5 protein-coding genes and 2 pseudogenes are annotated in these 5,253 nt (G+C 65.3%); 4 read left to right on the top strand and 3 right to left on the bottom strand.

The genetic code is table 11. The features are described from left to right. A partial coding sequence (locus tag AC5RWX_RS29800) for a DNA glycosylase family protein (RefSeq protein WP_494099827.1) occupies nt 1-475 on the top strand: 475 nt, incomplete at its 5' end. Nucleotides 476-580: 105 nt separating this feature from the next. Here the strand turns inward: AC5RWX_RS29800 and AC5RWX_RS29795 are convergent. Beyond that, nucleotides 581-2,257, bottom strand: coding sequence for an AMP-binding protein (locus AC5RWX_RS29795; protein WP_494099826.1), 1,677 nt, complete (start codon nt 2,255-2,257; stop codon nt 581-583). A 113-nt stretch (nt 2,258-2,370) separates the two neighbouring features. On the opposite strand from AC5RWX_RS29795, the pseudogene AC5RWX_RS29790 reads away from it, so the two are divergent. Beyond that, a pseudogene (locus AC5RWX_RS29790) lies at nt 2,371-2,646 on the top strand (putative quinol monooxygenase); the annotation flags it as partial. A gap of 93 nt (nt 2,647-2,739) precedes the next feature. On the opposite strand, the gene AC5RWX_RS29785 reads toward AC5RWX_RS29790, so the two are convergent. Then, nucleotides 2,740-3,153, bottom strand: coding sequence for a thioredoxin family protein (locus tag AC5RWX_RS29785; protein ID WP_494099825.1), 414 nt, complete (start codon nt 3,151-3,153; stop codon nt 2,740-2,742). A 95-nt stretch (nt 3,154-3,248) separates the two neighbouring features. Further along, nucleotides 3,249-3,488, bottom strand: a pseudogene (locus AC5RWX_RS29780) (thioesterase family protein); the annotation flags it as partial. Nucleotides 3,489-3,566: 78 nt separating this feature from the next. Between AC5RWX_RS29780 and AC5RWX_RS29775 the strand changes: the two are divergent. After that, a complete protein-coding gene (locus AC5RWX_RS29775; protein WP_494099824.1) occupies nt 3,567-4,298 on the top strand; it encodes a potassium channel family protein in 732 nt (243 codons plus the stop codon). Nucleotides 4,299-4,655: 357 nt separating this feature from the next. Next, nucleotides 4,656-5,253 (top strand): LysM peptidoglycan-binding domain-containing protein (locus tag AC5RWX_RS29770; protein ID WP_494099823.1); only part of this gene is annotated, 598 nt, incomplete at its 3' end.

Here is a 5,253-nt window from a genome sequence, read left to right as displayed (position 1 = left end):
GGCGCCGCGGGCTGGCACCTCCACGCCGCCAGGCCTGGTGCTGCCGCCCACGGCCGCCCAATGGTTGCAGGTCCCCAGCTGGGAGTGGCACAAGGCCGGAGTGGGCCCCCAGCGCTCGGTGACGGTCATGCGGGCGCTGCGGTCCGCCGTCGCGCTCGAACGGCTGGCAGCGCTGCCGGCACTGGAGGCCGCAGCCAGGCTCCAAACTATCCCCGGAATCGGTGTCTGGACCGCGGCGGAAGTGGTGCAGCGCACCCACGGCTGCCCGGACTCCGTCTCCGTGGGCGACTATCATCTCGCTGCGTATGTGGGGGCGGCACTGACGGGCAGGCGGACGGACGACGCGGGCATGCTCCGCCTGCTTGCTCCGTGGGAAGGGCACCGTCAGCGCGTGGTGCGGATGATCCAGGCCAGCGGCTTCCGCAAGCCCACCTTTGGCCCGCGGATGACCATCCAGGACCACCGCCGGCACTAGTTTCAGCCGCGCCGCCACCGGGGCAACGTCCACTCTTCCGCGGTCGGGCTGTTTGATGGGGTGCGGGCGATCAACCGCAACATCCATTAGACCAGGCAGCCGCAGTCACAACCCCAGCCTGGCCACGGCTTCCTCCCGCATCTCCACTTTGCGGACCTTCCCGGAGACGGTCATGGGAAAGCTGTCCCGAATGTCCACGTAGCGCGGGATTTTGTAGTGGGCCAGCTTGCCCCGGCAGAACTCGGAGATTGCGTTCGCGTCCAGTGGCTCCGCGCCGGGCTTGAGGATGATGCAGGCCATCAGTTCCTCCCCGTATTTGCCGTCGGGCACCCCGATGACCTGCACGTCCTGGATCGACGGGTGGGTGTAGAGGAACTCCTCGATTTCACGCGGATAGATGTTCTCGCCGCCCCTGATCACCATGTCCTTGATCCGGCCCTCGACCACCACGTAGCCGTCTTCGTCCATCCGGGCCAGGTCGCCGGTGTGCATCCAGCCCTCATGGTCAATCGTCTCGGCCGTTTTCTCCGGCTGGTTCCAGTACCCGGCCATCACCGCGTAGCCGCGGGTGCACAGCTCCCCGATCTGCCCGCGCTGCAGGACTTCCCCGGACACGGGGTCCACGATCTTGCTCTCAAGGTGCGGCATGGTCCGGCCCACTGTTTCCGTACGGTGCTGCAGGGTGTCGCCGTTCCGGGTCATGGTGGACACCGGCGACGTTTCCGTCATGCCGTAGCAGATGGCCACGTCCAACATGTTCATCTCCGAGATGACGCGGTTCATCACCTCAATAGGGCATAGTGATCCGGCCACGACCCCTGTGCGGAGGGTGGAGAGGTCGTATGAGGCAAAGTCGGGCAACGCAAGCTCTGCGATGAACATGGTGGGCACTCCGTACAGGGAGGTTCCGCCAAAGTCCTGCACCGCTTCCAGCGCGGCGGCAGGGTCGAAGCCTCGGCCCGGAATGATGGTGGCGGCCCCGTGGCTCAGCGCGTTCAGGTTGCCGATCACCATGCCGAAGCAGTGGTAGAACGGCACTGGAATCACCACCCTGTCCTGCTCGGTGTAGCCGAGCAGCTCCCCTATCGAGTAGCCGTTGTTGAGGATGTTGTGGTGGGTCAGCGTGGCACCTTTGGGAAATCCCGTTGTCCCTGAGGTGTACTGCAGGTTGATGGGGTCGTGGGGGGTGAGTTCAGCCATGCGGGTCCGCAGCCCTGAATGCCCGACGTCGTCCGCCCGCCTCAGCAGCTCGGCGTAGGTGAGCTCCGCGTCACTCAGCGGGATCCCGCCGTCGAGCCCCGCCCCTCGTCCGACAGGGAGGAACACCAATTGGCGCAGGTCCGGGCACTCTGCGAGCGCACGCCGTGCCATGCCTATGTAATCGCTGTTTCGGTCCGAGGGCGCCGTGACCAGCAACCGCATGCCGTTTTGCTTCACCACGAACTCCAGCTCGTGGCTGCGGTAGGCGGGGTTGACGTTGACAAGGACGGCGCCGGCCTTGGCGGTGGCGTACTGCAGGAGCGTCCACTCTGCGCAATTGGGGCTCCAGATTCCCACCCGGTCACCCTTGGCGATGCCCAGGGCGAGGAGCGCACGCGCCAGCCGGTCGACGTCGTCGTTCATCTTGGTGTAGCTCCAGCGCCGCGCGTCGCCGCCTGGCACCGGGGCCGCCTCGATCAGGGCGTCATGGAACGGAAACCTTGCCACCACCCGCTCGAAGTTTCCGCCGATGGTCTCTTCGAGCAGCGGAACGTCAGTGTTTCCGGCTGTGTAAGCGCGCATGATGGCACGCTACCAACAGGAACCGGGCAATAGAAGGACATCAAAGCGCAACAGTCCCGCGGCTGGCGCCAACCGTAACGGGCCGGCCGGCCGCGGCCGGTATTGTGACATCCATGAGTTCACCCATTGACCTGCAGGCAACGTTCATCCCCAACGACGGCGAGTTTTACCGCGTAAAGCTGGCCCTCGAAATCGCCATCGACGAGGTGGTGAACGAACCCGGCTGCATCCGTTACGAGCTCAGCGAAGCCACGGAGGAGAAACTCGTCCTCACGGAGCAGTGGGCGTCGGAGGAGGACCTGGCAAGGCATTCCAAGGGCATCGCGGTGCAGGACCTGAACGAATCCCTAAGCGCGCTCCTGGCCGAGCCCGTCAAACTGGAACGCCTTTACCGGCCGCGTACATCGGGTACAGGCGAAGCGGCGCCCTCCCGTGGAGGGGGCGCCGCTTCGCCTGTTTCAGCAAGGGTCAGGCGTCGTGGATCACGCTTCCGGAATCTGCGTGCCGTCCTGCTGGCCTGCTGCGGCGGCGGCTTCGTCCCGTTGGCGCGCCACGTGGGCGTGGACTTCGTCCATGTCCAGCGCCTTCACGGCGTCAACCACCTGTTCGAGCTGCTGTGAGTTCAGTGCACCGGGCTGTGAGAAAACCAGCACCTTCTCGCGGAAAGCCATCAGCGTGGGAATGGAGGAAATGCCTGCCTCCGCGGCGAGCTGCTGCTCAGCCTCCGTGTCCACCTTGGTGAAGAGGACATCCGGGTGCTTCTCCGAGACGGCCGAGTACGTGGGTCCGAACTGCTTGCAGGGGCCGCACCATTCTGCCCAAAAATCCACCAGGACAATGTCGTTGCCCTCGATGGTCGATGCGAACTGTTCACCTGTGATGTCAACGGTAGCCATGTGTCAACGGTACGCGCGGCGGCGCCTGATGTCGCGGCCAGGGCCGTTTGTTCGCTCCCCGCGTCATTGGGAATAACCCCGCGCCCAGAGCTAACCCCGCCTGCCACCGGCCCCCACCCCCGCCGGCGCATCCGCTTCCATACGCCGCTGCGCACCATCAGGTCGAACCGGCCCAGGTCCATCAGGGATAGATACATGCCGTTGTTGACGTGCATGGCAATGTCGATGTCAGTGGGCAGAAGGCGCAGCGGCAGCGAGGACGTGTCCCAGACGCTCAACGGCGGGCGGCGGGATGACGTGATCAGCAGCAGGAGGGTTCGTAGAAGCAGGTGAATGAGCCTATATTACCCGCGGGTAACTTAAGGGGCATCAACGCGTGAAGCGCCTAGGAATGTCCGCGTAGGATTTCCTGCATGACCCAACAACGCTACCGGGACCTGGCGGACTGGCCGCTGACGATGACGGCGCTCATCTTCCTGGCGGCGTATGCATGGCAAGTGATTGGCCGCGTTGAAGGCAGCGGTGTGTTCTGGCTTGAGGCCGTGATGTGGGCTACTTGGGGCATCTTTGCGGTGGACTATGTGGTCAACCTTTGGCTGGTCGAGGACCGCGGCGCCTGGTTCCTCCGGAACCTCCATGAACTGCTCATTGTGGCCCTGCCGTTCTTTCGGCCGCTTCGCCTGCTCCGGCTGGTGACGCTGCTGTCCGTGCTGCACCGGACCCTGGGTGACACGCTTCGGGGACGCGTGGTGACGTACGTGGCGGGATCGGCCGCGATGCTGGTGTTTGTGGGCGCGCTCGCTGTCCTTGATGTGGAGCAGTCAGCCCCCGACGCAAAGATTGTTACCTTCGGTGATGCGCTGTGGTGGGCCATGGCCACGATCACTACTGTTGGCTATGGGGACATGTTCCCGGTGACGCCCATCGGCCGGATGGTCGCCGCCGCCCTCATGATGAGCGGGATCGCCGTCCTGGGCGTGGTCACGGCGTCCATCGCGGCCTGGCTGGTCCAGCGCGTGGAGGACACTGCTGAAGCGGTATCGGATGCCGAGGAGCCGGTCCGGGCCGGGGTGGCAGAACTCGTCGCGGAGATGGCCTTGCTTCGCCACGAGATCGCGGAGCTGAAGGACCAGCACAGCCGCTAGTCCCGGCCCCTGCGCAGCACGTAGCAGGCTGCTGCCGTTTTAAGTATCGGTCCGGGGGCCGCCCAAGTACCGGACCGGATTATTCGGGTAATCCCTACTCGTGCCGTGGGGTGTGCAGGGTTCCTAGACTCGGGATTCCTAGGACCGAACAAGTGCCGGCCTGTTCACCGGATGGCTTCCGATGGCAGCGCCTCCTCGCGGAGCGTCCGTATTTTCCGGGTATGCGGACGCCTCCATCATGCGCCGTGAGCGGCCCGGCTTGAAGCTGGGCCCGCCAGCGCATCACACCTCGATCCGTCCCGTCGTCTCCTGGTGCACATGCACCTGCCGGCTGGACCGAACCTCGATGGGCTACCCATGAACGAGCGCACCTTCAAAGCCACAGATCCACCAAGCGGGAGTTCCGCCACCGATGTCCCCCGCACCGACCTGACGGTCGGCAGCCCCACCATCAGCAATAAGCTGTGGGCCGGGATGGCCGCCGCTGCCGTGGTGGCTGCCGTGGGAGTCGGAGCGCTGGCTGCACCAGCCCCCTTCCTAATGCAGGATATGACGGGGGCTGCTCCCGCTGCGGAGGCGGTTCCTGAGGTGCCCGGTGGTGTTGAAGCCGTAGGGCAGGCTGTGTCCGGCACCGATCCTTCCGGCGTCTCATCCAGCGTCGTGCAGGGGCAGATGGCAACACCGGCGGACGCACCACCTGCCGCGGAAGCTCCGGCGCCAGCTGCCGAACCTGCACCCGCCCCTGAAGTATCTCCTGCAGCGGACCCCAACCTGTACACGGTGGTCCCCGGGGATACGGTGGGGGCCATTGCGGCCAGATTCGGCGTGGAAATGAACGGGATGCTTGCTGCCAACGGGCTAAGCCCCTTCAGCATCATCGTCCCCGGCCAGACATTGGTCCTGACGGGTCCAGCTGTTGCCGTCCCCGCCGCGGCACCTGCCCCGGCCGGCGCTG

This window comes from Arthrobacter sp. SPT-J7 (assembly GCF_059089965.1).
This window is presented reverse-complemented; position numbering and strand designations above follow the sequence as displayed.